Origin of the sequence: Streptomyces sp. NPDC101152, from assembly GCF_044768275.1 — a bacterium.
In the GTDB taxonomy this organism is placed as follows: Bacteria; Actinomycetota; Actinomycetes; order Streptomycetales; family Streptomycetaceae; genus Streptomyces.
Window position 1 is genome coordinate 33,000 of record NZ_JBIWPO010000002.1, and the last position, 23,636, is coordinate 56,635.

24 protein-coding genes are annotated in these 23,636 nt (G+C 70.6%); 13 read left to right on the forward strand and 11 right to left on the reverse strand.

Features of this window, described 5'->3' with window-relative positions; genetic code table 11:
• Positions 1–38 precede the first annotated feature (38 nt).
• The 3 genes from ACIRVK_RS02670 to ACIRVK_RS02680 all read right to left on the reverse strand — a co-directional run bounded on the left by ACIRVK_RS02670 (position 39) and on the right by ACIRVK_RS02680 (position 3,320).
• A complete protein-coding gene (locus ACIRVK_RS02670; protein WP_404243226.1) occupies positions 39–1,283 on the reverse strand; it encodes a DUF2637 domain-containing protein in 1,245 nt (414 codons plus the stop codon).
• Positions 1,284–1,438: 155 nt separating this feature from the next.
• Positions 1,439–2,371, reverse strand: a complete 933-nt coding sequence (locus ACIRVK_RS02675; RefSeq protein ID WP_404243228.1) for a DUF3558 family protein — start codon at positions 2,369–2,371, stop codon at positions 1,439–1,441.
• 118 nt (positions 2,372–2,489) lie between these two features.
• Complete coding sequence (locus ACIRVK_RS02680; protein ID WP_404243230.1) at positions 2,490–3,320, reverse strand: DUF3558 domain-containing protein; 831 nt, start codon at positions 3,318–3,320, stop codon at positions 2,490–2,492.
• A gap of 206 nt (positions 3,321–3,526) precedes the next feature.
• Here ACIRVK_RS02680 and ACIRVK_RS02685 point away from each other — a divergent pair, with 206 nt between their 5' ends.
• A complete protein-coding gene (locus tag ACIRVK_RS02685) occupies positions 3,527–4,720 on the forward strand; it encodes an RtcB family protein (protein ID WP_404243232.1) in 1,194 nt (397 codons plus the stop codon).
• Position 4,721: 1 nt separating this feature from the next.
• On the opposite strand, the gene ACIRVK_RS02690 is transcribed toward ACIRVK_RS02685, so the two are convergent.
• The 5 genes from ACIRVK_RS02690 to ACIRVK_RS02710 form a co-directional block, all read right to left on the reverse strand.
• Positions 4,722–5,987, reverse strand: coding sequence for a GNAT family N-acetyltransferase (locus tag ACIRVK_RS02690; RefSeq protein ID WP_404243234.1), 1,266 nt, complete (start codon positions 5,985–5,987; stop codon positions 4,722–4,724).
• A 17-nt stretch (positions 5,988–6,004) separates the two neighbouring features.
• The gene (locus ACIRVK_RS02695; protein ID WP_404243236.1) at positions 6,005–6,145 is read right to left on the reverse strand and encodes a hypothetical protein; all 141 of its coding nucleotides are present in this window, start codon (positions 6,143–6,145) and stop codon (positions 6,005–6,007) included.
• On the reverse strand, positions 6,142–6,903 hold the full coding sequence (locus ACIRVK_RS02700) for an SDR family NAD(P)-dependent oxidoreductase (protein ID WP_404243238.1): 762 nt from the start codon (positions 6,901–6,903) through the stop codon (positions 6,142–6,144). Before ACIRVK_RS02700 ends, ACIRVK_RS02695 begins: the two co-directional genes overlap by 4 nt.
• A gap of 60 nt (positions 6,904–6,963) precedes the next feature.
• A complete protein-coding gene (locus ACIRVK_RS02705; RefSeq protein WP_404243240.1) occupies positions 6,964–7,302 on the reverse strand; it encodes a YnfA family protein in 339 nt (112 codons plus the stop codon).
• A gap of 249 nt (positions 7,303–7,551) precedes the next feature.
• Positions 7,552–8,367 carry a DUF6597 domain-containing transcriptional factor gene (locus ACIRVK_RS02710; protein WP_404243242.1) on the reverse strand — a complete coding sequence of 272 codons (816 nt, stop codon included), beginning with the start codon at positions 8,365–8,367 and terminating at the stop codon, positions 7,552–7,554.
• A 152-nt stretch (positions 8,368–8,519) separates the two neighbouring features.
• On the opposite strand from ACIRVK_RS02710, the gene ACIRVK_RS02715 reads away from it, so the two are divergent.
• The 6 genes from ACIRVK_RS02715 (at position 8,520) to ACIRVK_RS02740 (ending at position 14,439) form a co-directional block, all read left to right on the forward strand.
• Positions 8,520–9,647: an LLM class flavin-dependent oxidoreductase gene (locus ACIRVK_RS02715; RefSeq protein ID WP_404243244.1), complete on the forward strand. Its 1,128-nt coding sequence runs from the start codon at positions 8,520–8,522 to the stop codon at positions 9,645–9,647.
• Positions 9,644–10,249 (forward strand): FMN reductase, encoded by a 606-nt coding sequence (locus ACIRVK_RS02720; RefSeq protein ID WP_404243246.1) that lies wholly within the window; start codon positions 9,644–9,646, stop codon positions 10,247–10,249. The genes ACIRVK_RS02715 and ACIRVK_RS02720 overlap by 4 nt, the downstream gene beginning before the upstream one ends.
• Before the next feature lie 183 nt (positions 10,250–10,432).
• Positions 10,433–11,143 carry a response regulator transcription factor gene (locus ACIRVK_RS02725; RefSeq protein WP_404243892.1) on the forward strand — a complete coding sequence of 237 codons (711 nt, stop codon included), beginning with the start codon at positions 10,433–10,435 and terminating at the stop codon, positions 11,141–11,143.
• Positions 11,144–12,598 (forward strand): ATP-binding protein, encoded by a 1,455-nt coding sequence (locus tag ACIRVK_RS02730; RefSeq protein ID WP_404243248.1) that lies wholly within the window; start codon positions 11,144–11,146, stop codon positions 12,596–12,598.
• 394 nt (positions 12,599–12,992) lie between these two features.
• Entirely contained in the window at positions 12,993–13,247 is a 255-nt protein-coding gene (locus ACIRVK_RS02735) for an acetyl-CoA synthetase (RefSeq protein WP_404243250.1), read from the forward strand.
• Between the two features lie 145 nt (positions 13,248–13,392).
• Positions 13,393–14,439, forward strand: coding sequence for a cation diffusion facilitator family transporter (locus ACIRVK_RS02740; RefSeq protein WP_404243252.1), 1,047 nt, complete (start codon positions 13,393–13,395; stop codon positions 14,437–14,439).
• Between the two features lie 29 nt (positions 14,440–14,468).
• On the opposite strand, the gene ACIRVK_RS02745 is transcribed toward ACIRVK_RS02740, so the two are convergent.
• Positions 14,469–15,263 carry an SDR family NAD(P)-dependent oxidoreductase gene (locus tag ACIRVK_RS02745; RefSeq protein ID WP_404243253.1) on the reverse strand — a complete coding sequence of 265 codons (795 nt, stop codon included), beginning with the start codon at positions 15,261–15,263 and terminating at the stop codon, positions 14,469–14,471.
• Between the two features lie 86 nt (positions 15,264–15,349).
• Here ACIRVK_RS02745 and ACIRVK_RS02750 point away from each other — a divergent pair, with 86 nt between their 5' ends.
• Entirely contained in the window at positions 15,350–16,201 is an 852-nt protein-coding gene (locus tag ACIRVK_RS02750) for a helix-turn-helix transcriptional regulator (protein WP_404243255.1), read from the forward strand.
• Between the two features lie 118 nt (positions 16,202–16,319).
• Positions 16,320–17,219: a L,D-transpeptidase family protein gene (locus tag ACIRVK_RS02755; protein WP_404243257.1), complete on the forward strand. Its 900-nt coding sequence runs from the start codon at positions 16,320–16,322 to the stop codon at positions 17,217–17,219.
• Between the two features lie 27 nt (positions 17,220–17,246).
• Here ACIRVK_RS02755 and ACIRVK_RS02760 read toward each other — a convergent pair whose 3' ends face one another.
• Together ACIRVK_RS02760 and ACIRVK_RS02765 are read right to left on the reverse strand one after the other, a co-directional pair.
• Complete coding sequence (locus ACIRVK_RS02760) at positions 17,247–18,317, reverse strand: M23 family metallopeptidase (protein WP_404243259.1); 1,071 nt, start codon at positions 18,315–18,317, stop codon at positions 17,247–17,249.
• 167 nt (positions 18,318–18,484) lie between these two features.
• A complete protein-coding gene (locus ACIRVK_RS02765) occupies positions 18,485–19,123 on the reverse strand; it encodes a hypothetical protein (RefSeq protein WP_404243261.1) in 639 nt (212 codons plus the stop codon).
• A gap of 363 nt (positions 19,124–19,486) precedes the next feature.
• Between ACIRVK_RS02765 and hemL the strand changes: the two genes are divergently transcribed.
• From hemL to ACIRVK_RS02785, 4 genes are all read left to right on the forward strand, one after another.
• Complete coding sequence (gene hemL / locus ACIRVK_RS02770) at positions 19,487–20,806, forward strand: glutamate-1-semialdehyde 2,1-aminomutase (protein WP_404243263.1); 1,320 nt, start codon at positions 19,487–19,489, stop codon at positions 20,804–20,806.
• Positions 20,803–21,486, forward strand: coding sequence for a histidine phosphatase family protein (locus ACIRVK_RS02775; RefSeq protein ID WP_404243265.1), 684 nt, complete (start codon positions 20,803–20,805; stop codon positions 21,484–21,486). The genes hemL and ACIRVK_RS02775 overlap by 4 nt, the downstream gene beginning before the upstream one ends.
• A 143-nt stretch (positions 21,487–21,629) precedes the next feature.
• Positions 21,630–22,925 (forward strand): hypothetical protein, encoded by a 1,296-nt coding sequence (locus tag ACIRVK_RS02780; protein WP_404243268.1) that lies wholly within the window; start codon positions 21,630–21,632, stop codon positions 22,923–22,925.
• A gap of 77 nt (positions 22,926–23,002) precedes the next feature.
• Positions 23,003–23,635 carry a TlpA family protein disulfide reductase gene (locus ACIRVK_RS02785; protein WP_404243270.1) on the forward strand — a complete coding sequence of 211 codons (633 nt, stop codon included), beginning with the start codon at positions 23,003–23,005 and terminating at the stop codon, positions 23,633–23,635.
• The last annotated feature ends 1 nt before the right edge of the window (position 23,636 follow it).

The window sequence follows — 23,636 nt, forward strand, 5'->3', positions numbered from 1 at the left end:
GCCCTCTGCCGAGGGCCCCTTCTCCTTTGTCTCTGACGTCAGGCGATGTGCTCGTCCGTCAGTTCCGCGTTCAGACGGTTGGAGAAGCGGTTGACCATGCGCTTGGACTCGGCCTCGTCGAGCCTCACGCCGTACGTCGCCTCGACGTCGGCGATGAACCCGCGCGGGGTCGGCGCGCCGTTCCCGCCCTTCGTCGTCTCGCGGAAGACCTGGTAGTAGTCGTCCTCGGTCGGCTCCGGGGGACCGCCGCCCTCACCCAGCTCGCGGGTGCGGTTGCCGCTCACCGGGATGGGAAAGCTCCCCGTCTCCTCCATCGAGGGCTCTTCCTGGTACTGCTCCTGGTACTGCTCGGCCTGCTGCTGCTCCGCGAACCACTGGGCGTACTGCTCGGGGTCGTAGTTGGGGTCGTAGTCGCCGTGGTACTCGATCTGCTGGGGGTGCCGGGCGTGCAGCCACGGGTTCACCTCCGGGTCGGGTGCCTCGGGGACGTACCCGGGCTGCTCAGCCGGTTGCGGAGCGGGCGGCGCCTCCACGGCCCGGTTGACCTGCGCCGGGGCGATCTGGGGCGCGGGCGCCGGCGGCAGCAGCACCGGCTCGATGCCCGCCGCCGCCAGGCCCGCCGGGGCCGTGTCCGCCAGCGGGACGCCGTAGCGCGCCAGCCGCAGCGGCATCAGGGACTCCACCGGAGCCTTGCGGCGCCACGCCCGGCCGAACCGCGAGTGCAGACGCGCCTGATAGACGAGACGTTCCTGCTCCAGCTTGATGACCTGCTCGTACGACCGCAGCTCCCACAGCTTCATCCGTCGCCACAGCAGGAACGTCGGCACCGGGGACAGCAGCCAGCGGGTCAGCCGCACGCCCTCCATGTGCTTGTCGGCCGTGATGTCCGCGATGCGCCCGATCGCGTGCCGGGCCGCCTCCACCGCCACGATGAACAGCACCGGGATCACGCCGTGCATGCCCACACCCAGCGGGTCCGGCCAGGCCGCCGCGCCGTTGAAGGCGATCGTCGCCGCCGTCAGCAACCACGCCGTCTGCCGCAGCAGCGGGAAGGGGATGCGGATCCAGGTCAGCAGGAGGTCCAGGGCGAGCAGGACACAGATACCGGCGTCGATGCCGACCGGGAACACGTACGCGAAGTTCCCGAAGCCCTTCTTGAGAGCCAACTCGCGGACCGCCGCGTACGAACCGGCGAAGCCGATGCCGGCGATGATCACGGCGCCGGTCACGACCACGCCGATGAGAACGCGGTGCATCCGAGTCAGCTGCAGTGGCGCGGCCACCCGTACTCCCCTCCCAAAGCGTGCTGTTGCGCGCAACAGGGTGGCACATGTGTGCGGCCGCCGTACGGCCGGACTGGTGGAGCCCGGTCCCCACAGGGGGCCGGGCTCCCTCAAAAAGCGGTGCTGAGCTGCGAATCGGCGTCCAGATGTGACAGTCAGCTCTTCTTCGACGCTGAGGAAGAAGGAGAGCCCGAAGGGGACGCCGAGGACTGCGCCGCCTTCGACGCCGACGCGGACGGCGCCGCGGAACCCGACGGCGACGGCTTCGCCGTGCCCGCACCCGAGCCGCCACCGGACCCGGCGCCCTGGCCACCGTTCGCCGCCGCCACCGAGGCCACCGCCTCCTTGGCCGCCTGCTGGGCCAGGCTGCTCAGATCGTCCGCGCTCGGCGCCGAGTCACCGGCCAGACCAGCGCCGTTGTAGTCCAGCGTGACCACGACGTTCTGCACCCGCGCCACGACCGTCTGCTGCTTGAAGGAACCCTCCTTCTTCTTCAGGTCGTACCGCACCGCCGTCGCCTCGTCGCCCGTTCCGGACACCGCCTGCGACTTGCTGTTCTGCGCGCCCGCCACCGACTGCGCGTCCTTGACCTGCTTCTCGTAGTACACGTGCGCCAGCTGGTCGCCCTCACCCCGCGCCGTATCCGAGTCGAAACGCAGCAACGACACGTTCAGCCAGCGGAACTGCGAGCCCTTTACCCCGTTGTTGTCCAGGCTGCTCCACGAACAGCTCGCCCGCTTGCCCGCCTCGTCCGAAGAACCCTTCTTGCCGGACCTGCCGGCCTTCGGCACCAGCGAGGTCAGCGTCTTCTGCGACAACACCCCGCATGAATCCGGAATCGTCCGGTACGCCGCCGCCCGCACCGTCGGCGAAGCACTCGACCCCGCCGCCGAGGACGTACCACCGCCGCTCCCCGACCCCTTGCCGCCACCGTCCTTCGAGCCCGAGCCCGAGGAGCAACCGGCGACGACCAGCAACACGGGCACCGCCGCCGCGCAGACAAGGACGCGGCCCAGGCGCCCCGCCCGCTTCTCTCGCTGGTCGAGCTCATCTCGCTGTGCTGGTCGCTGCATCGTTCCTTCACTCATGACACTCGTGGTTCCTTGCGTCGGATCGGGTCCGAGGGGCCACGGTACGCGGTGAGGACTCCGTGCGGTTTTGCTTTGAAACCTTTGCGAAGACGCGCGGGGGAGAGGTGAACACCCCCTATCCGCCGAGCGTGTCCGCCAACTGAGAGGCCAGTTTCCGGGCCCTGTCCTGCATTTCCTTGCTGTCCGGCGCCACGCCCACGGTGGCCGGCTGCTCCTCGTACTCGATGGTCACGATGACGTTGGACGTGCGGAACGCCACAGTCACCGTGCGCTGCTGCGCCGTCGAGGCGGAGCCGCTCAGCACGTCGTTCAGGAACGCCTCGTCACCGAGACCGGACAGCTCGCGGGGCTGGAGGTCGGCGGGCGTGGCGGAAGAGGACGAGGACGAGGACGGATCGGCAGAGGAGGAGGAAGAGGACGACGACGAGGACGACGACGAGGGAGACGGGGTGGCCGCCGAAGTGGGGCTGGAGCTGGCGGAACCGGACGCCGTCGGCGAGGGGAGGTCGGCCGCCTGCTGCTTCGTCCCGAACAGGTCCTGCGCCTCGGCCTCGTCGCTCACCGCGTTGTCGTACGACACGACCCGTTCGAAGTCGACGTAGAGATGGTCGGTCGCGTCGGTCGACTCCACCTTCCAGCGGCAGCCGGACTTGCGGTCCGTGTCGTAGGTGAGGTCGGCGGTGCCCTCGTACGCCCTGGTCTTCTGGTCCGGGTCGGTGATCTGCTGGATGCCGGGCAGCAGGGACTCGAGGGTGCGGTGGCTGACCGCGCTGCACGGCTCCGGGAGCGTGTCGTACTTGCCGGGCTGGGCCGCCGCGGTCGCCGAGCCGACGTTGCCCGGGTTCGCGTCGTCCGTCCTGGTCCCGCCGCCGGAGCCACCGGTGCAGCCGGCCAGCAGCGCCGCGAGGAGCGCGGCGACGCCGGGTACGTAGGCCTTCCGCTGCACGGTCGGGCTCCTCTCGACGGTGGGGCGTCCACCGGTGTCCACCAGTGTCCCCGCTGGTTATTGGCTTGCCGCACAGGGGGCACCCCTGCAGACAATGTCTATCGCACGCAACGCCGTGGACGCCGGTCCGTTGTCCCTTTCGTCGACCTTGGCGCCGGTTTTGCGATGAGAGACTTCTGTCAGGTTTACGGGGGAATGAGGACGATATGTCGTACGTGGAAATACCGGGCGCGAAGGTGCCCATCCGACTGTGGACCGACCCCGCGTCGGTCGAGGAGGGCGCCCTCCAGCAGCTCCGCAACGTCGCGACCCTGCCCTGGATCAAGGGCCTCGCGGTCATGCCGGACGTCCACTACGGCAAGGGTGCGACGGTCGGGTCCGTCATCGCGATGCAGGGCGCTGTGTGCCCTGCGGCGGTGGGGGTGGACATCGGCTGCGGCATGTCCGCGGTGAAGACGTCCCTGACGGCGAACGACCTGCCGGGCGACCTGTCCCGCCTGCGCTCGAAGATCGAGCAGGCGATTCCGGTGGGGCGGGGGATGCACGACGACCCGGTCGACCCGGCGCGGCTGCACGGGTTCGGCACGGCGGGGTGGGAGGACTTCTGGGGGCGGTTCGACGGAGTGGCCGACTCGGTCAAATTCCGGCACGAGCGCGCCGAAAAGCAGATGGGAACGCTCGGATCCGGCAACCACTTCGTTGAAGTTTGCACGGATACGGCCGATTCTGTCTGGCTGATGCTGCACTCCGGTTCCCGGAACATCGGCAAGGAACTGGCCGAGCACCACATCGGCGTGGCTCAGATGCTCCCGCACAACCAGGGGCTGATCGACCGTGACCTCGCCGTCTTCGTCGCGGACACCCCGCAGATGGCGGCCTACCGGAACGATCTGTTCTGGGCGCAGGAGTACGCGAAGTACAACCGTTCGATCATGATGGCGCTCCTGAAGGACGTGATCCGCAAGGAGTTCAAGAAGGCGAAGCCGACCTTCGAGCCGGAGATCAGCGCCCACCACAACTATGTCTCGGAGGAGCGCTACGACGGGATGGACCTGCTCGTCACCCGCAAGGGCGCGATCCGTGCGGGCTCCGGCGAGTACGGCATCATCCCGGGTTCCATGGGCACGGGTTCGTACATCGTGAAGGGTCTCGGCAACGAGAAGGCCTTCAACTCGGCGTCCCACGGCGCGGGTCGGCGCATGAGCCGCAACGCGGCCAAGCGCCGCTTCTCCACGAAGGACCTGGAGGAGCAGACGCGGGGCGTGGAGTGCCGCAAGGACTCCGGCGTGGTCGACGAGATCCCGGGTGCCTACAAGCCGATCGAGCAGGTCATCGACCAGCAGCGGGACCTCGTCGAGGTCGTGGCGAAGCTCAAGCAGGTCGTCTGCGTGAAGGGCTGAGTCAGTCCTTCAGCCGCTTCTCCAGCAGTGTCACCGTGTACGGGCTGCCCGTCCCGCCGTCCTTCGCCTGCTGTTCGCCCACCACCCGGTAGCCCGCCGACTCGTAGTACGTGCGCAGGCGGGGGTTGGAGGCGAGGCAGTCCAGGCGGGCGTAGGGGCGGCCCTGTGCGGTGATGCGGGACTCGGCGTGGGTCAGGAGGTGGCGGCCCGTGCCGGGTGGGGAGGTGTGGGGGACCGTCATGAGGCGGTGGATGTAGCCCGCGTCGGCGGGGCGGGGGCCCCAGGCGGCCGGGTCGTCCCACCAGAGTTCGTAGGCGCCGGTCTGGTGGGAGTCCGCGTAGGCCAGCCAGACCTCGCCCTGCTGCATGCGGGTGCGGAAGTGGGTCTCGTCCTTCTCGCCGGGCTTCCACTGGTCGATGCCCCGCGCCAGTTGGCGCAGGGCGGCCGTGTCGCGGAGGCGGACCAGGGTGCGGGCGTCGGCGGGGGTCGCCCTGCGGTAGGTCAGGGGCGCCCAGGTGGTGGGGCGGGGTTCGAGGAGGGACGTGCGGAGGCGGGACGCCAACTCCGAGGCGTCCAGGGACAGTTCCCGTGTCACGTAGCTCTCGGTCGAGCCGTAGCGGGCGTTCATGGCGGCGAGGTACGTGCGCATGACCGTGGCCGGGGCGCGGCCGAAGCCGAGCCAGGTCGGTGCGTGGCCCTCCCGTGCCGTCCAGGCCGCCAGCATCGCCGGGGTCGCGAGTTCGGTGAGGCTGTAGTCCTCGATGATCGTCTCGTCCGGGATGCCCAGCAGGGAAAGGACGAGCGCGGCCAGTTGGCCCGTGCGGTCCTTGCCGGACGCGCAGTGGAAGACCAGGGGCTCCGCCGACTCCGCCGCGGCCACGACCAGTTCCAGTGCCCGGCGGAGCTCCTTCGTGCCGTCCTCCGCCACCTCCATGTACCGCTCCGCCAGGTACGGGCCCGGGTCCAGCTCCGGGGGCAACGCCGGCTGGTTGTAGGGCCGGTGCTCGATGCTGAGGTTGTGGTAGCTGAAGGACGCGTCCTCCGGGACGCGGCCGCGCTTCTCGATCTCCCAGGGGTGGCGGAGGTCGACGACCGTGCGGACGTCCAGCGAGAGGAAGCGGGTCCAGTCCTCCGTGCCCTGCCGCAGCTTGCCCAGCGAGTCCGCCCGGTACAGCAGCCCGGGGCGGACGCGGCGGCCGTCGGGGGTCGTGTAGCCGCCCAGGTCACGGAAGTTGTGCAGCGCGTCGAACGGTATGTGTCTGTCCACAGGCTGTGACTCTATGCCTACTTGGCGTGCAGCACCGCGTAGATCATAACGAACGCGACGATGTGGATGCCGAACAGGAAGTAGGCGAGGTAGTACCAGACGTACCGTTCTCGCTTCTTCTCCAGGGCGAGGCGCCGCCGTTCCGCGTCGTCGGTCATCGCAGATCCCGGTGGACCTTCGTGTTCGACGCCTGGGCGCGCGGGCGCAGGACCAGGAGGTCGACGTTGACGTGGTGGGGGCGGGTGACGGCCCAGGTGATGGTGTCGGCCACGTCGTCGGCGGTCAGCGGTTCGGCGACGCCCTCGTACACCTTGGACGCCTTCTCCGCGTCGCCGCCGAAGCGGGTCAGCGCGAACTCGTCGGTCTTGACCATGCCGGGCGCGATCTCGATGACCCGTACCGGCTGTCCGACGATCTCCAGGCGGAGGGTCTCGGCGAGGACGTGTTCGCCGTGCTTGGCGGCGACATAGCCCGCGCCGCCCTCGTAGGTGCCGAGGCCGGCGGTGGAGGAGACCACGACGACCGTGCCGTCGCCGCTCGCGACCAGCTTGGGCAGGAGGGCCTGGGTGACGTTCAGGGTGCCGATGACGTTCGTCTCGTACATCGTGCGCCAGTCGGCGGGGTCGCCGGTGGCGACCGGGTCGGCGCCGAGGGCTCCGCCGGCGTTGTTGACGAGGACGTCGACGGTCTTGAAGGCGGTGGCGAACTCGTCCACCGCGGTGCGGTCCGTCACGTCCAGCGGGTAGGCCGTCGCCTTGTGTCCCGCCTCGTCGAGCTCCTTGGCCAGCGCCTCGATGCGGTCCTCGCGGCGGGCGGTGAGGACCACGCGGTAGCCGGCCTCGGCGAGCCGGCGGGCGGTCGCGGCGCCGATTCCGCTGCTGGCGCCGGTGACGATCGCTATGCGGGACGGGGCCATCAGGTTGCTCCTCGGCGGGGTTCGGCGTGCGGGTTCGTCGTGGCAAGGATAGGCGCCGGGTCACCCTCCGTTCCGTGGCGCCCACATGATGAGCGCCATGCCCGCCAGGCAGACCGCGGCCCCCGTGATGTCCCAGCGGTCCGGCCGGTACCCGTCCGCCACCACCCCCCACAGGATCGAACCCGCCACGAAGATGCCGCCGTACGCCGCCAGGATGCGGCCGAAGTGGGCGTCGGGCTGGAAGGTGGCGACGAAGCCGTAGGCGCCGAGCGCGAGGACGCCGCCGGCCATCCACAGCCAGCCGCGGTGTTCGCGGACGCCCTGCCAGATCAGCCAGGCGCCGCCGATCTCGAAGAGGGCGGCGAGGACGAACAGGGCGGCGGAGCGGGCGACGAGCATGGCATCAGCCTGTCATGCGTGCCGTCACCTGATGGAGTTCGCCCAGGGGCGTCGCGCGGGAGGTACATCGGTACGTCCACGGCGCGGGAGTGAGGAGCGGGGCAGGCGGAGGGTTCTTACGGGGGCGGCGGACGACATGGGCGAGCGCATCGACCTTCGGGTACGGCTGCGGCGCGCCGTCGGAGGTGCTGCCGGCGCTCGACACGGTGTGGAGCGGTGGCACGGTGGACCGGAACCGGCAGAGCCGGGTCAGCCCACGCCGCCCCCCTGTGCCGCGTAGGCCGTCGGTGGTACGCCCACTGTCGTCGTGAAGTCCCGTACCAGGTGGGCCTGGTCGGCGTAGCCGAGGTCGGCGGCGAGGGCGGCCCAGTCGGTCTTGTCCTGCGCGGACTCGGCGCGTTCCAGGGCCTCGTGGATGCGGTAGCGCAGGATCACCCACTTGGGGCCCACCCCGACGTACCCGGCGAACAGGCGCTGGAGCAGGCGGACGGACATGCCCTCGCTGCGGGCGAGTTCCGTGACGCGGCGGATGCCGCGGTCGGTGCGGGCGCGTTCGACGAGGGTCGTCGCCAGCTCGGCCTGGGGGTCGGGGCGCGGGTCCAGGGCGAGGAGGAAGGCGTCGAGGGCGGCGGTGCGGGCCGTCTCGTCGTCGGGGTCGAGGACGGCGGCGAGGTCGGTGTCCGGGAAGACCTCGGGGGAGAGGACCCGGCGGCCCGTCCACGCGCTCACCGGCCGGTCCGGTGCGAAGGGGCGGAAGCTGCCCGGCCGGAACTTGACGCCGCACACCCTGCCGCGTCCCTCCAGCTTCTGCGTGAAGAGCCCGTGCTGGACGCCGGCCACCTCCACGAAGGGTTCCTGGCCCTCGAAGCGCTGGAAGACGATGTGGACGGCCGGATGCGGGACCACGTGCGAGACGTACGGCTCGGGGAGGTCCCAGTCGATCAGCCAGTAGTGCTCGACGTGCGCGCGCAGCGGTTCGGCGGCGTCGGGGCGGCGGAAGTCCACGCGGGAGAGGAAGTCCGCGGCGCCGACGATGCCTCGGGTGTCACGGCGTGGGGTGGCCATGTCGGGATCGTAGGACGGCCCACTGACAATCCACGGAACAGTGGACTGGCGGTCTGGCGGTCTGGTGGTCTGGCGAAGAGCGGAATACCGGGGGCCCGGTCCCCGTTGGACGGGTATAGTTGAACCGTCAACAACTTGGAGGGTGAGCGACCATGCAGTTCGGGATCTTCAGCGTCGGCGACGTCACGCCGGACCCCACGACGGGGCGTACGCCGACCGAGCGTGAGCGCATCAAGGCCATGGTCGCCATCGCCCTGAAGGCCGAGGAGGTCGGCCTGGACGTCTTCGCGACCGGCGAGCACCACAACCCGCCGTTCGTCCCCTCGTCGCCGACCACCATGCTCGGGTACGTCGCGGCGAAGACGGAGAGGCTGATCCTCTCCACCTCCACGACCCTCATCACCACCAACGACCCGGTGAAGATCGCCGAGGACTTCGCGATGCTGCAGCACCTGGCCGACGGCCGGGTCGACCTGATGATGGGCCGCGGCAACACCGGCCCGGTCTACCCCTGGTTCGGGCAGGACATCCGCGAGGGCATCAACCTGGCGATAGAGAACTACGCCCTGTTGCGCCGCCTGTGGCGCGAGGACGTCGTCGACTGGGAGGGCCGGTTCCGCACCCCGCTGCAGGGCTTCACCTCCACGCCCCGCCCGCTGGACGGCGTCCCGCCGTTCGTCTGGCACGGCTCGATCCGCTCGCCGGAGATAGCCGAGCAGGCCGCCTACTACGGCGACGGGTTCTTCCACAACAACATCTTCTGGCCGGCCGACCACACCAAGCGCATGGTCGAGCTGTACCGGACCCGGTACGCCCACTACGGGCACGGCACGCCGGAACAGGCGATCGTCGGGCTCGGCGGCCAGGTCTTCATGCGCCGCAACTCGCAGGACGCGGTGCGCGAGTTCCGCCCGTACTTCGACAACGCGCCGGTGTACGGCCACGGGCCCTCGCTTGAGGACTTCACCGACCAGACCCCGCTGACCGTCGGCTCCCCGCAGGAGGTCATCGAGAAGACGCTGTCCTTCCGGGAGTACGCCGGTGACTACCAGCGCCAGCTGTTCCTGCTGGACCACGCCGGGCTGCCGCTGAAGACCGTGCTGGAGCAGCTCGACCTGCTCGGCGAGGAGGTCGTGCCGGTGCTGCGCAAGGAGTTCGCGGCGGGCCGCCCGGCGGACGTGCCGGAGGCGCCGACGCACGCGTCCCTGCTCGCCGCCACCCAGAACACCCAGAACGCCCAGAACACCGAGAACACCGAGAAGGAGGAGGCCTCGATATGAAGCTCGTCGTCGTCTCGGCGGGGCTGAGCGTCCCGTCGTCCACCCGGCTGCTGGCCGACCGGCTGGCAGCGGCGGTGGGCCGGCAGACCTCCGTCGAGGTCGAGGTGGTCGAGCTGCGCGACCTCGCCGTGGAGATCGCGCACAACTTCACCAACGGGTTCCCGGGCCGCGCCCTCGCCGCCGCGCAGGACGCCGTGACGTCGGCCGACGGACTGATCGTCGTCACGCCGGTGTTCTCGGCCTCCTACAGCGGCCTGTTCAAGTCTTTCTTCGACGTCCTCGACAAGGATGCGCTGGAGGGCAAGCCGGTGCTGATCGCGGCGACCGGCGGCTCGGCCCGCCACTCGCTGGTCCTGGAACACGCGCTGCGCCCGCTGTTCGCGTACCTGCGTGCGGTGGTCGTCCCGACCGGGGTGTACGCGGCCTCGGAGGACTGGGGCGCGGAGGGCCTGGACGCCCGGATCGAACGGGCGGCGGGCGAGCTGACACGGCTGATGACGGGCCTGCCGAAGCCCCGCCGGCCCACGGACGACCTGGAGGTGGTCCCCTTCGCGGAACGGCTGGCGGCCTTGTCGCCCGGCGGAGTGCGGGGCGGGCGCTGACGCGCCGGGGTCAGTGGATCAGGGAATCCGGCGGGGCCGCCTCGGCGACGGTGAGAAGACGGTAGGCGTACCCTTCCGGTTGCGTCTGTGACGGTGAGAGGCCGGTAAAAAGGGTGATCGTCGGTCCATGGACTTCGGCGGAACCGTCGGCCGCCTTGGCAGACTGGGTACGTGCCCCAAACTGTGCTGCTCGCCGAAGACGACCGCGCCATCCGCCACGCGCTGGAGCGCGCCCTGAGCCTGGAGGGCTACCAGGTCACCGCGGTCGCCGACGGCGTCGAGGCACTGGCGCAGGCCCACAAGACCCCGCCCGACGTGCTCGTCCTCGACGTGATGATGCCCGGCATCGACGGCCTCCAGGTCTGCCGGGTGCTGCGCGCCGAGGGCGACCGCACCCCGATCCTGATGCTCACGGCCCTCGTGGAGACCGCGGACCGCATCGCCGGCCTGGACGCCGGCGCCGACGACTACGTGGTCAAGCCGTTCGACGTCGACGAGGTCTTCGCCCGCCTGCGCGCCCTGCTGCGCCGCAGCAGCTCGGAGAACGGCGCCCAGGCCGACGCGCCGCAGCGGGAGGCGCCGCAGTCCTCCGACCGGCAGATCGAGGCGGCGGGGCTGCGGATGGACGTACAGGCACGGCGGGCCTGGCGCGGGGAGCGCGAGCTGGAGCTGACCCGTACGGAGTTCGAGCTCCTGGAGCTCCTGGTCCGCAACGCCGGGATCGTGCTGGACCACTCCACCATCTACGACCGGATCTGGGGCTACGACTTCGGCCCCGGTTCCAAGAACCTCGCCGTCTACGTCGGCTACCTGCGCCGCAAGCTCGACGAGCCCGGCGCGCCCGCCCTGATCCACACGGTTCGCGGCGTGGGTTACGTGCTGCGGGAGGACTGAGTGGGCCGGCTCCGGCGGCTGCTGGCCAGGCGGCGGCCCGGGCTGGTGTCGCTGCGCACCACGTTCGCGGTGTCGTTCGCGACGGTCACGGCCGTCGTGACCGTGCTGGTCGGCGTGCTGTCGTACAACGCGGCGGCACGGCTGGTGCGGGTGGACCAGGAGTCCGTGTTCGACCAGGTCGTGCAGGACCTGCGGGACGAGGTGCGCGGGCACCGGATGACACCGGACGACTTCTCGTCCTCCGCGCCGGGGCACGACATCGTGCGGCCGGCCCGGACGGACGTGCAGGTGCTGGGCCCTGACGGCAAGGTCGTCGACGCCGGCAGCCCCGCGCTGCCGGTGACGGCCGCGGACCGCGCGATAGCCGTGTCGACCACGCCGGCGCAGATCGTCGAGCACAAGGACGTCGGCGTCGACACGGATGTCTACCGCATCGCGACCGTGTCCCTCGGCGACGGCCGGGGTGCCGTGCAGGTGGCGCAGGAGTTCAGCGACACCGAGGACCTGCTGCGGGCGCTGCAGCAGCGGACGCTGATCCTGATGGCCATCGTCGTCACCGCCGCCGGACTGTTCGGCTGGTGGCTGGCCCGGCGCATCACCCGCCGTCTGATCATCCTGACCTCGGCCGCCGAGGACGTGGCCCGCACCCGGCAGCTCGGCATCGAGGTGCCGGTCGCCGGGTACGACGAGGTGGGCCGCCTCGGCCGCGCCTTCGACCGCATGCTGGGCCGCCTCGCCCAGTCGGAGGAGGACCAGCGCCGCCTCGTCCAGGACGCCGGGCACGAACTCCGCACCCCGCTGACCTCCCTGCGCACGAACATCTCCCTGCTCCGCCGGATCGACGAGTTCCCGCCGATGACCCGCGAGGAACTGGTCGCCGACCTCGCCCAGGAGGCCCGCGAACTGACCGATCTCGTCAACGAGTTGGTCGATCTCGCGGCCGGTCAGTCCGACACGGAGCCGCCGCAGCGGCTGGACCTGGTCGACATCGCCGAGGACGTCGCGGGGCTCGCGCGACGGCGTACCGGGCGGGACGTCAGGGTACGGGCGAGCGGCGACACGACGACTGACGGGCGGCCGGGCATGCTCACGCGGGCCCTGTCCAACCTGGTCGAGAACGCGGCGAAGTTCGACCGCGACGGCAACGGTCCCATCGAGATCGCCGTCTCCGGCCCCGCCCGCCCGGGCACGGTCCGCGTCGAGGTCCTCGACCGTGGCCCCGGCATCGCCGACGCCGACCTCATCCGCATCTTCGACCGTTTCTACCGCGCCGCCGACGCCCGCTCCCTCCCCGGCTCCGGCCTCGGCCTGTCCATCGTCCGCGAGGTGGCCATGGCCCACGGCGGCGCCCCCTTCGCCTCCCAGCGCGACGGCGGCGGCTCGGTCATCGGCTTCACGGTGGGGGGAGTGCCGGGGAGGGGAGCCCCGGGAAGCGGGGGCCGGGACGGCGGCTGAACCCCTTGCCGAGGCATCCTCTTTGCGAGGCATGCTGATGCATCCTGACTGGAGGACGGGAGGTGCCGGGATGCGGTGGTGGGCCGGAGCGTGGGCGGTGATCGGGGTGGTCGCCCTGGCGGCGTGCGGGACGTCCGGGGGCGGGGGCGGGCAGGCGCAGCACTCGGCGAGCGGGTCCCCGAGCGGTTCGTCGGCCCCGGCCGTGAGTGCAGGTACCTCCGCAAGCCCTTCCAGCGGGTCGCCCACGCCTCCCTCCGCCAGTGGCTCCGCGAACCCCTCGCCGTCCCCGACAGGCCCCGCGTCCCCGGCGCACTGCGTCGCCGGGCACACGCAGGTCACCGTCGCCCCGGGCGACCCCGTGGAGCGGCGGTTGTGCGTCCGTCCCGGAACCGTCGTGACCCTCCTCCTGCGGCCCCGCGTCGACGACAAGCGCTGGACGGCCGTGAACAGCTCCGCGCCCGTCTTCGTGGTCGTCTCCGGCTGGCGCACCGACGCCGACGGGTCCGCCCACGCATCCCTGCGCTCCGCGGGCACCCGGGGCGGCACGGCCCAGATCACCGCGACCGCGAAGGCCCCGGACGTGGCGGGTGCGGCCCGGGTCGTCTTCACGCTGCACGTGAACGTCGTGCCGTACCCGGCGCAGGCGTAGAGCTGTCCGCAAGATCAGATATCTGCGCAGGTCAAGCCCTCGTTAACCGAGATGACAACGGTCACCGGTGCAGCCTTTGGCGATTGCCGTGACCATGCGTTTGACTTCGGACGAGGCACCGCCACGAGGGGGGAAGACGTACGACATGAGCGATCACGACCACGACCCCGATCACGGCCATGACCACGGGCATGGCGGGGGCGGGCACGCCGGTCACTCCCACGGGGTGTCGGCGGACGCCGACCGCCGCTGGCTCGGCACCGCCCTGGCCCTGATCGCCGCCTTCATGGCGGTCGAGGTGGTCGTCGGCATCATGGCCGGCTCGCTGGCCCTGATCTCGGACGCGGCGCACATGCTCACCGACGCCGTCTCCATCGTCCTCGCGCTGATCGCCATGCGGCTGGCCGCACGCCCGGCCCGCGGCGGGTTCACGTACGGCCTCAAGCGGGCGGAGATCCTCTCCGCCCAGGCCAACGGGCTCAGTCTGCTCCTGCTGGGAGCCTGGCTGGCGTACGAGGCGGTGCACCGGCTGATCAGCCCGCCGGACGTGCAGGGCGGGCTGATGCTCGGCACCGCGCTGGCCGGGATCGCCGTGAACGTGGTCGCCACCTGGTGCCTGTCCCGGGCCAACCGCTCCTCGCTCAACGTCGAGGGCGCCTACCAGCACATCCTCAACGACCTGTTCGCCTTCGTCGGTACGGCCGTCGCCGCGCTGGTCGTGGTGCTGACCGGCTTCGACCGGGCCGACCCCATCGCCACGCTGGTGGTCGTCGCGCTCATGGTGAAGGCCGGGTACGGGCTGCTGCGGGAGTCCGGCCGGATCTTCCTGGAGGCCGCGCCGGCGGACGTGGACCCCGACGCCGTGGGTGACCAACTGGTCGCCCAGCCGGCCGTGGTGGAGGTGCACGACCTGCACGTCTGGCAGATCACCTCGGGCCAGGCGGCGCTGTCCGCGCACGTCCTGGTCGAACCCGGCGGCGACTGCCACGCCGTGCGCCGCGACCTCGAGGACCTGCTGCGCCGCGACTACGCCATCACGCACACCACCCTCCAGGTCGACCACCGCGGCACGGACGCCGCCTCCGGAACCCTGCTCCAGATCACCACGCCCTCCGGCCCTCCCACGGACCCCGCCGACCACTGCGACGACGCCCACGGCCCTGTCCACCGCCCGGGCCCGCACGACCACTGACCTCCTGCTGGGGGCCGGAGCGGCTCCTGTCAGGCGCCGGCGCCGCCATCGACCGGCAGGATCGCGCCGGTCACGTAGGAGGCCCGGTCACTGAGCAGCCACGCGGCCGCCTCGGCGATGTGGCGGGGCTCGGCCAGGTGACCCAGCGGGATCGTCGAGGTCATCTGCTCGACGACGCCGGGAGTCGCCGCCTCCCAAGTGTCGATCATCTCCGTCAAGGTGCCACCGGGGGTGATGCCGTTGACCCGGACGCGGTCACCGGCCCAGTTCACCGCGGCGGTCTCGGTCAGGCTGTTGAGAGCGCGCTTCATGGCGCCGTAGGCGGGCAGCACGGGGTTCGCGCGGCGGCTGCCGATGCTCGAGGTGTTGACGATGGCCCCGCCACCGCCCCGTCGCATGAGCGCGGCCTCGGCGGTCATGGCGGTCCAGTGCGCGCGGAAGTTCACGGCGAACTGCTCGTCGATGTCCTCGTCGCTGGTGGTCTCGACGGGGCCGAGCTGCCGCTGGGGGAGCGCACCGTTGTTGAAGGCGCCGTCGAGTCGGCCGTGCAGCTCGTCGACGTGGTCGACCGCGGCGCGGATGCTCGCGGGGTCGGCGAGATCCATGGTGACGGCGTCGGCGCGGCCGCCCTCGGCGCGGATCTCCTTCACGACGCGGTCGAGGGCGTCGGTGCCGCGGGCGGCGAGCACGACGTCGGCGCCCTCGGCGGCGAAGAGCCGGGCCGCGGCGGCCCCGATGCCGCGACTGGCGCCGGTGATGAACAGGACCTTGCCGCTGAGCATGCCGATGGGTGTGCTGTGAGTGGGGTTCGTGTCGTTGGTCATGGCAACAGCGTCGGGACGACCGCCGACCGGATACAGGCACAGGCTGTACCAGGATCGGCCGCCGTGCCGCGAGGACACTGGGGCGCATGGACAAACAGGCACTGGGGGCGTTCCTCCGCAGCCGCCGCGAGCGGCTGCTCCCGCAGGACGTCGGCCTTCCCTCCGGACCGCGCCGCCGTACACCGGGTCTGCGCCGCGAGGAGGTGGCGGTCCTCGCGCACATCTCCACGGAGTACTACGTCCGGCTCGAGCAGGGCAGGGCTCCCCGTCCCTCGGGTGACGTCCTGGCCGCGATCGCGGGCGCGCTGCGGCTCACCGACGCGGAGTCCGACCACCTCCACGTCCTCGCGGGCACCGCGCCGAACCGTACCGGACTGCACCGGCGCGACGTCCGCCCGAGCATCGTCGCGCTCCTTCAGCGGCTGCCGCAGACGGCGGGTCTGGTGATGTCCGCCGCGTTGGAGGTCCTCGCCTGGAACGACCTCGCGGCCGCGCTCATGGAGGACTTCGGCCCGCTCACCCCCGGGGACCGCAACCTCGCACGCCGCGCCTTCGCCGTGCCGCAGCGCGCCGACGAGCCGGCCTACGGGATCTCCGACGCCGCCGAGTTCCGCCTGAGCGCCGTGATGCAGCTCCGCGCCACGCTCGCCCGCTACCCCAGCGATCCCGCGGTGACCGGTCTCGTCACCGAACTACGCGACACCAGCCCCGACTTCGCCCGGCTCTGGGAACGGCACGACGTGCAGGCCCCGCCGATGCTCACGAAGACCTTCCGCCACCCGACCGTCGGCGAGGTCACCGTCGACTGCAACACCCTCACCCTCACGGACCGCGACCAGTACCTCGTCCTCTTCAGCGCCCCGAAGGGCTCCCCCGACGCCGAGGCCCTGGCTCTGCTGAACGTGCTGGGAGCGGAGGCAAGTCATTACCTGCCTTAGCGTCTCAGAACGCCGCCGCCTACGGTAACTTCCCGATCTGGCCGAGGTGATGCTCGGCGACGCGGCAAGACCCTCGGCGGCCCCGCATTCCCGGATCGGCAGAAGGAGTTCACCTGACATGTCCGACAGCCCGCGTGGCCGCCACGCCAAGCCCCGCACGCCCGTGATGCGAAGAGCGGCGACGGGGGGTGCCATCGGCACCGCGGCCGCCGCGGCCGGCCTGTTCAGCGCCGCCGGCGCGCACGCCGCGACCCAGACCCCGCAGAGCAGCTACACCGTCAAGAGCGGTGACACGCTCTCCGGCATCGCCTCCAACGAGCACGTTCCCGGTGGTTGGCAGGCTCTGGCGAAGACCAACCACATCGCCTCGCCGTATGTGATCCGTCCTGGGGAGAGACTCATCCTCCCAGCCAGTTCCCCCTTCCCGGTGGCCGTCGCCGTCGGAAAGGCCACCCAGGTCATCACCGTCAAGGCGAGCGGCACCCATGCCACGGTCACGCTCTGGCAGAAGTCCGGGAGCAGTTGGAAGCAGGTCATCAGCACCACCGGCGCCCGTGTCGGCGCCCACGGCATCACCGACGGCGCAACCCGCAAGCAGGGCACGAGCACCACCCCCACCGGCACCTACACCATCACCCAGGGTTTCGGGGTCGGGGCGAACCCGGGCACGAAGATGCCGTACCACCAGGTCACCAGCCACGACTGGTGGGTCGAGGACCCCACCTCGGCCTACTACAACCAGATGCGCACCGACACCCAGGGCGGCTTCCACCTCACCGAGTCCGGGGACGACGGGAGCGAACACCTGATCAACTACCCGACCCAGTACCACAACGCGCTCGTCATCAACTTCAACACGCACCCCGCGGTGAAGGGGCGCGGCGCCGGCATCTTCCTGCACGACCTCGGCCCCCAGGCCGGCCCCACCGGCGGCTGCGTCGCCGTCCCCGCCGACTTCATGACCGACGTCATGAAGTGGATCAACCCCGGTGCCCACCCTGTGATCGCCATCGGCTGACCGAGAGGGTTTCGGGGTGCGTGCTGCTCAGGCGCGGATCATCCGCCCCCGGTGCAGTCGCCCGGTCACTCCGGTGAACTCCAAATCCAGCCCGACGCCGTCGCGTTCGGCGTGGATGTGCAGGTGCGGCCCGGTGGTGTTACCGGTGTTGCCCACCTCGCCGAGGAGTTGGCCCGCGCGGACGATGTCGCCCTTGGCCACCGTCACCGAGCCGGGGCGCAGATGCGCCAGCTTGACGATCTCCCGGCCGGTGTCGAGGAACACGTGGTTGCCGTAGGGAGGCTGGTAGCGGATTTCACCGGGCTGCTGGTCCTGGACGGTGTCGGCGGCTGAGATCACGCGACCGTCGCAGGGAGAGCGGACGGGGCGCCCGTAGGCGGCGTATGCGGTCAGGTCACGGCCCGGCCGAGTACGGGTGCCCAGCCGGCCGAGCGCCACCAGGTCGAGGGCGCCGCGCTGCTCGGGTACCCGGGCATGGTGGTTCAGGACGCGGCCGCCACCCTGTACGACGTACCACGTGCCCTCCAGCGGGAACAGCAGCGGCTGGGACAGCGGTGCCTTCCAGCGGTGCAACCGGGCGGCGGCGACCAGACACACGGCGCCCGCCAGGAGAGCGACGCCACCGGCGAGGCGCAGGATGCCGTGCCCGGGCGGCAGAGCGGGCAGTCGGCATGCGGAGGCGAGGGCTGCGACGGCGGCTGCTTCGACCGTGCGGCGCAGCAGTCGGGGTTGCTGCGCAGGCGCGCCGCATCCCTCGACGACCACGTAGAAGGCGGCCAGACTCGCCATGTCGCTGAGCCAGGCGGTGCGGTCTGTGGCCGTCCAGACGGTCAGGACGTTCCAGAGGGTGACCAGGGCCAGATACCCCGCCCAGGCCAGGGGAGTGGGCAGACGCCGGCGACGCCGGGGTGGCGTGTAGCGGGCGCCTTCGATGCGCAGTGCCGTGAGTTCGCCGTCGGGTGTGGCTTGGGCCCAGGCGCGTACCTGGCCGTTGGTACCGGAAAGGATCAGCCCGTCGGGACTGTCTTTCACGGTGAGGAGCTCTCCGATGCGGGCGGTGGTGGCGCGGACGATCCGCTCCAGAGCGTCCGTTCCCACTTCTTCCGTCACGCGCGGCGCGAGGCGGGGCCATTCGTCCGGGCCCGCGGTGAGGAACCGCGACAGAGCCCGCGCCTCCGGTAGGTGGGCCGCGCGTTGCGGCTCGGGCGTCAGATATGACGAGGGCGGGACCCGAAAATCCCGCCCGAACCCCGCGGAATCCCCGCTCAGGGCCACACCAGGCAATACGGCTGATGCCCCGCCTCGTGCAGCCGATGGCTGAAGTCCTGCCATTCGTGCAGCAGTTGGTAGACGTTGAAGGCGTCCCGGGGGCCGCCCCGGTCCGGGACCGTCGACCAGATGAAGGCTGCCGCGCCGACCGCTTCCTCGCCTATGCCGCGCAGGGGGTCGACGACCGTCATGGGGAGTTTGACCACGGCGTAGTCGGGGTGGAGGACGACGAGTTCGAGGGGCGGGACCTTGTGCAGGGGCACGCCTTCGATGCCGGTGAGGACCATCGCCGCCATCGTCTCCGGCTTGATCTTCGTGAACATGCCGTTCATGCCGAGCTCGTCGCCGCCGAGTTCCTCGGGGCGCATCGAGATCGGGACGCGGGCCGCGGTAGCGCCGTCCGGCGCGCCGAAGTACTTGTACGTCACCCCCACCCGACCACCATTCCTGCTCCCCGCCCGCAGCCGCTCGAGCCGGCGGTCGCCGCGCCGGTCGAACTGCTCGGGCTCACTCGGTACACCCTGTCCCTGACGTCTCTCGGTGACTTCCTCCGCCTCGCGTCGGTGCCTTCCCCGCCGGGCACGTCGAGGACCCAGGTCGTCAGTCCCCTCGCCCAGTCCGCCACCGCGATGCATATCTCCACCCGACTGCTTTTCTAGGACGCGTGGTCCCCGTCGCGCAACCCGATCATCGTGTCAGTGACCTCCCCCACGGCCGCCCGCCGAAACGTGCGTTGAAACACCTGTCCGCAGGATCTTCGCAGCCCCTGAACAAGCCTCCGTACACCCGGTCGTACGTCAGCCGTACATCCGTACGCACTCCTATACGTACGACAGGGCTCTTCGAGCTGTGTGTATCAGGTACCAGTTTCGCAGATCACCTCGGGCCGCGACTGTCTCTCGGGTCAGCAGCGGTCGGCCCGGCCCGCTGACCTACCCTGGGGAGGTCACGGGCGACCGGAGCCCGCACAGCCCGAGAGGTCGGAGAATTCGCAGGTCATGAGCGAACTGCCATATCCATACGAAGCCCCCGTGTCGCAGGAGCTGTTCGACCGCGCGTCCGCCGTCACGCCCGGCGGCGTGAACTCCCCGGTGCGCGCCTTCCGAGCCGTGGGCGGTACGCCCCGGTTCATGGTGTCGGGCAAGGGTGCCTGGCTCACGGACGCGGACGGCCGGGACTACGTGGACCTCGTGTGTTCCTGGGGGCCCATGATCCTCGGGCACTCGCACCCCGAGGTCATCGCCGCCGTCCAGGACGCCGTCGCGCGCGGCACCTCCTTCGGTACGCCCGGTGAGGGCGAGGTCGCGCTCGCCGAGGAGATCGTCGCGCGGGTGGCGCCCGTCGAGCAGGTGCGGCTGGTCAGCAGCGGCACCGAGGCGACCATGAGCGCGATCCGGCTGGCCCGCGGGTTCACCCGGCGGTCCAAGGTGATCAAGTTCGCCGGGTGTTACCACGGTCACGTCGACTCGCTGCTCGCCTCCGCCGGCAGCGGGGTCGCCACCTTCGCGCTGCCCGACACCCCCGGCGTCACCGGTGCCCAGGCCGGCGACACGATCGTGCTGCCGTACAACGACCTCGAGTCGGTGAACGAGGCCTTCCACCGGCACCCGGGCGAGATCGCCTGTGTGATCACCGAGGCCTCGCCCGGCAACATGGGCGTCGTGCCGCCGCGGCCCGGGTTCAACCAGGGGCTGAAGGACGCGTGCTCGGAGAACGGCGCGCTGTTCGTCTCCGACGAGGTCATGACCGGGTTCCGGACGAGTCGCGCCGGGTGGTACGGGATCGACGGGGTGCGGCCGGATCTCATGACCTTCGGGAAGGTCATGGGCGGCGGCTTCCCGGCGGCGGCCTTCGGCGGTCGTGCCGACGTGATGGAGCATCTCGCGCCCGCGGGTCCCGTCTACCAGGCCGGCACCCTCTCCGGGAACCCGGTCGCCACCGCGGCCGGCCTCGCCCAGCTGCGCCTGCTCGACGAGGCCGCCTACGACAAGGTCAACGCCGTGTCCGAGACCATCCGGGGGCTGGTCGGCGAGGCGCTCACCAAGGAAGGCGTCGCGCACCGGGTGCAGAGCGCCTCCAACATGTTCTCCGTCTTCTTCACGGACCGTTCGGTGCGTGACTACGAGGACGCGAAGGCGCAGGAGTCCTTCCGCTTCACCGCCTTCTTCCACTCGATGCTGGCGCAGGGCGTCTACCTCCCGCCCTCGTCCTTCGAGTCCTGGTTCGTGTCCACGGCCCACGACGAACAGGCCGTGCAGCGCATCGCCGACGCCCTCCCGGCGGCGGCCCGAGCGGCGGCGGAGGCCACGGCAGCATGAGCGAGCAGCAGGACATCACGGTCGTACACGTCATGCGGCACGGCGAGGTCGAGAACCCGGACGGGATCCTGTACGGGCGTCTCGCCGGGTACCACCTGTCCGAGCTGGGGCGGCGGATGGCCGACCGGGTCGCCGAGCACCTGGCGTCCCGGGACGTGACGTACGTCTGCGCCTCGCCGCTGGAGCGGGCGCAGGAGACGGCCACGCCGATCGCCAAGGCGCACGGGCTCGACCTCGCCTCGGACGAGCGGCTCATCGAGGCCGACAACATCTTCCAGGGCAGGACCTTCGGCGTCGGCGACGGGGCGCTGAGGCAACCCGCGAACTGGAAGTACCTCGTGAACCCCTTCAAGCCGTCCTGGGGCGAGCCGTACGTCGACATCGTCGTACGGATGATGCAGGCGCTGGACTCCGCCAAGGAGCAGGCCCGCGGGCACGAGGCGGTGCTGGTCAGTCACCAGCTGCCGATCTGGACGGTGCGCAGTTACGTCGAGAAGCGGCGGCTGTGGCACGATCCCCGTAAGCGGCAGTGCACGCTCGCCTCGCTGACGAGCTTCACCTACCAGGGCGACAAGATCGTGTCCGTCGGCTACACCGAGCCGGCCCGCGATCTGGTGCCCGCCCATCTCCTCGCGGGCGCCAGGCCGGTGAAGGGGAAGGGCAAGGCCTTCGGCGCCTGAGCCCGGCCACAGGAGCACGGCCGTGTGTCTTGGGACACGTTCGTGACAATTGTTGTGAGATTGCTGTGATCGTGAGGAACCTCCCCGTTCGTCATGTCCTCTGAATGGGTGACCACCAGAGCACATGACGGATCGGGGTTGTAATGCGCGCACTCTCTCGACGGGGAATGCTCGGGCTCGGCGCGGGCGCCGCGGCGGCCGCCGGACTCGCCGGCTGCGGCACCCTCAAGAGTTCAGATGGGTCGCACCCCGCATCAGGTTCCAAGGGCGGCGGGAAGACCGGGGGTACAGCCCCCGCGGCCAAGCTCATCGGTGACGGCTCGACCTCCTACACCGGCAAGCAGCCCTACCAGCCGCCCAAGCCCGAGCCGCTGGAGCCGGGGCAGGAACCGCCGCAGTTCGTGGTCTTCTCCTGGGACGGCGCCGGCGAGGTCGGCAACGGACTCTTCCCGCGCTTCCTCGACCTCGCCAAGCAGCACCAGGCGTCCATGACCTTCTTCCTCTCCGGGCTGTACCTGCTGCCCGAGTCGAAGAAGCGGCTGTACAACCCGCCGAACAACAGGATCGGCGCCTCCGACATCGGCTACCTCAACGACGAGCACGTCAAGTCGACGCTGACCAACATCCACCGCGCCTGGCTCGAAGGCCACGAGATAGGCACGCACTTCAACGGTCACTTCTGTGGCGAGGCCCACACGTCCGTCAAGTGGTGGACGCCCCAGCAGTGGCGCAGCGAGATCGACCAGGCCAAGTCCTTCGTGAAGAACTGGAAGACCAACACCGGCCTCACCGACCTGCCGGCCCTGCCCTTCGACTACGACAAGGAACTCGTCGGCGGCCGGACCCCCTGCCTGCTCAACCAGCAGAACCTGCTGCCCACCGCCCGCGAGCTGGGCTGGCGCTACGACGCCTCCTCGCCCGGCGGCCTGCAGGTGTGGCCGTCGAAGAAGCACGGGCTGTGGGACTTCCCGCTGCAGGAGGTCCCGTTCCCCGGCAGGAAGTTCCAGGTCCTCTCGATGGACTACAACATGATGTTCAACCAGTCGCAGAACTCGACCAAGGCGCCGTCCTACAACTACCCGGCCTGGCGCGAGCAGGCGGCCGGGGCCTACATCGCCGGCTTCAGGCGGGCGTACTTCTCCAACCGCGCCCCCTTCTTCATAGGCAACCACTTCGAGCACTGGAACGGCGGCATATACATGGACGCCGTCGAGCAGGCGTTCAAGCACATCGCGCAGGCGAAGGAGAAGGGCGCCGACGTCCGCCTCGTCTCCTTCCGGCAGTTCGCCGACTGGATCGACGTGCAGAAGCCGGAGATCCTCGCCAAACTGCGCACCCTCGGCGTCGGTCAGGCGCCGGTGGGCGGCTGGAAGACGTTCCTCAAGGAGACCCCGTCGACGTCCTCGTCCTCGTCCTCGAACTCCGGGCAAGCCGCCTGAAATGCGGGTTCGTGACCGTGATGCGTCCGTGAGGGGGGCGGGCAAGATCCCGGGAACGGGCATGCGAAACTTTTCACATGAGTGCCGCCAGCAGCGCCCCCCTGCGCTCGAACCGAGCCCGCAGCGCCCGCCGTCGTGCCGTCCTGACCAGCGCCGGTGCCGCGGTGACGGCGCTGCTGATGGCCGCCTGCTCCTCCGGGGGGACCTCCGGCGGGGGCGGTGACACCAACTTCGTCATGGGCAAGGACGGCATCTCCACCGCGAAGAAGGGCGAACGGGCCGCGGCACCGGACCTGTCCGGCAAGACGGTCAACGGCGGACAGCTCGACGTCGCCTCCTTCAAGGGAAAGGTCGTCGTCCTGAACGTCTGGGGCTCCTGGTGCGCCCCCTGCCGCGCCGAGGCGCCGGGCCTGGAGAAGGTCTACCAGAGCCTTCAGACCAAGGGCGTCCAGTTCGTCGGCATCAACACCCGTGACACCAGCGTCCAGAACGCGGTCGCCTTCGAGAAGCAGATGGGCGTCACCTTCCCGAGCCTGTACGACCCGACCGGCAAGCTGATGCTCCGCTTCCAGAAGGGCACCCTCAACCCGCAGGCCGTGCCCTCCACGCTCGTCCTCGACCGGCAGGGCCGGATCGCCGCCCGCTCCCTGGCCGCGCTCAGCGAGGACAAGCTGCGCAGCATGATCGACCCCGTCCTCGCGGAGAAGTGAC

Excerpts from the sequence above, each read along its gene's own strand:
- ACIRVK_RS02675 (WP_404243228.1), bottom strand. The coding sequence starts at position 2,371 with ATGAGTGAAGGAACGATGCAGCGACCAGCACAGCGAGATGAGCTCGAC.
- ACIRVK_RS02685 (WP_404243232.1), top strand. The coding sequence starts at position 3,527 with ATGTCGTACGTGGAAATACCGGGCGCGAAGGTGCCCATCCGACTGTGG.
- ACIRVK_RS02695 (WP_404243236.1), bottom strand. The coding sequence starts at position 6,145 with ATGACCGACGACGCGGAACGGCGGCGCCTCGCCCTGGAGAAGAAGCGA.
- ACIRVK_RS02700 (WP_404243238.1), bottom strand. The coding sequence starts at position 6,903 with ATGGCCCCGTCCCGCATAGCGATCGTCACCGGCGCCAGCAGCGGAATC.
- ACIRVK_RS02705 (WP_404243240.1), bottom strand. The coding sequence starts at position 7,302 with ATGCTCGTCGCCCGCTCCGCCGCCCTGTTCGTCCTCGCCGCCCTCTTC.
- ACIRVK_RS02710 (WP_404243242.1), bottom strand. The coding sequence starts at position 8,367 with ATGGCCACCCCACGCCGTGACACCCGAGGCATCGTCGGCGCCGCGGAC.
- ACIRVK_RS02715 (WP_404243244.1), top strand. The coding sequence starts at position 8,520 with ATGCAGTTCGGGATCTTCAGCGTCGGCGACGTCACGCCGGACCCCACG.
- ACIRVK_RS02720 (WP_404243246.1), top strand. The coding sequence starts at position 9,644 with ATGAAGCTCGTCGTCGTCTCGGCGGGGCTGAGCGTCCCGTCGTCCACC.
- ACIRVK_RS02740 (WP_404243252.1), top strand. The coding sequence starts at position 13,393 with ATGAGCGATCACGACCACGACCCCGATCACGGCCATGACCACGGGCAT.
- ACIRVK_RS02745 (WP_404243253.1), bottom strand. The coding sequence starts at position 15,263 with ATGACCAACGACACGAACCCCACTCACAGCACACCCATCGGCATGCTC.
- ACIRVK_RS02750 (WP_404243255.1), top strand. The coding sequence starts at position 15,350 with ATGGACAAACAGGCACTGGGGGCGTTCCTCCGCAGCCGCCGCGAGCGG.
- ACIRVK_RS02755 (WP_404243257.1), top strand. The coding sequence starts at position 16,320 with ATGTCCGACAGCCCGCGTGGCCGCCACGCCAAGCCCCGCACGCCCGTG.
- ACIRVK_RS02765 (WP_404243261.1), bottom strand. The coding sequence starts at position 19,123 with ATGCATCGCGGTGGCGGACTGGGCGAGGGGACTGACGACCTGGGTCCT.
- hemL (WP_404243263.1), top strand. The coding sequence starts at position 19,487 with ATGAGCGAACTGCCATATCCATACGAAGCCCCCGTGTCGCAGGAGCTG.
- ACIRVK_RS02775 (WP_404243265.1), top strand. The coding sequence starts at position 20,803 with ATGAGCGAGCAGCAGGACATCACGGTCGTACACGTCATGCGGCACGGC.
- ACIRVK_RS02780 (WP_404243268.1), top strand. The coding sequence starts at position 21,630 with ATGCGCGCACTCTCTCGACGGGGAATGCTCGGGCTCGGCGCGGGCGCC.
- ACIRVK_RS02785 (WP_404243270.1), top strand. The coding sequence starts at position 23,003 with ATGAGTGCCGCCAGCAGCGCCCCCCTGCGCTCGAACCGAGCCCGCAGC.